This window comes from Pseudomonas sp. HMSC063H08 (genome assembly GCF_001813645.1).
Lineage (GTDB): Bacteria > Pseudomonadota > Gammaproteobacteria > Pseudomonadales > Pseudomonadaceae > Pseudomonas > Pseudomonas aeruginosa.
Genome location: NZ_KV813483.1, coordinates 1 through 904, shown reverse-complemented (window position 1 = coordinate 904; position 904 = coordinate 1). Strand labels below are relative to the sequence as shown.

The window sequence follows — 904 nt, the reverse complement described above, 5'->3', positions numbered from 1 at the left end:
ACGGCAGGCCTGGCAGCCAGGCCCCTTGACGTGAACCTGGGAAACATCGGTCAAGCGTCGAACCCGTTCGACCAAGTCGGGCGCGAGTTGGTCTTGGTGGTCTTGGAAGCGCACTTTGCAGTGGGGGCAGAGCTTGGGCAGCAGGCTCTGGTTGATCAGGCCGGTTAGCAGGGCAGGATCAAACAGCAGTCCGGGGTCGACGCCCAGGTCTTTCAGCCGCTGGACAATGCCGATCGCGCTGTTGGTGTGCAGGGTCGACCACAGGCCGTGCCCGGTCATCGAACCACGGAACGCGGCGACAGCGGCGAAGAGATCGCGTACCTCGCCGATCATCATGTAGTCCGGATCCAGGCGCATGCCGTTGGCGATGCCTGCGGCCCAGGCCTGGCGTTCTGCGTCTGGGTCAGTGGCGTCATAGACCAGTGGGGTCTGGTTGATGCCTTCGCCGCGAATGCGGTATTCCGGCGGATCCTCGATGGTCAGGATGTGCTTGGATCCGCCATGCAGCTTGTCGAGGCCTTCCATTGTGACCTTCAAGGTCATCGACTTCCCTGACCCGGTGGGGCCGGACAGGATGTTGATGCCGTAGGGCATACGCATCATGCGATCGAACAGTGCGTTCTGCTCGGGCAGGTAGCCGAGCTGCTCCAGGCTGTCGAGGCCGGTGTCGTCGTAGAGCAGTCGCAGGATCATCAGGAACCCCCCGGCACGCGGGCGGGTGGCGATCCGGGCACTGAACAGGTTGAGCTTCTCGACGAAGGTCTGGCTCATCCGCGCGTCCTGGTCCAGTTGCGGCTTGAACAGTGGCTCGGCCACGTCGCACATGGATTGGTAGATGGTTGCACAGAGTTCGTGCAGCTCCTGGCTGCGGAACTGCTCGACGGTCTTCAGCAGGCCGTCGACG

General features: G+C 63.1%; 1 protein-coding gene. It reads right to left on the bottom strand.

Going from position 1 to position 904, the window contains the following annotated elements; translation table 11 throughout:
- On the bottom strand, nt 1–904 hold a 904-nt coding region (locus HMPREF2924_RS20165), incomplete at both ends, for a GspE/PulE family protein (RefSeq protein WP_168172964.1).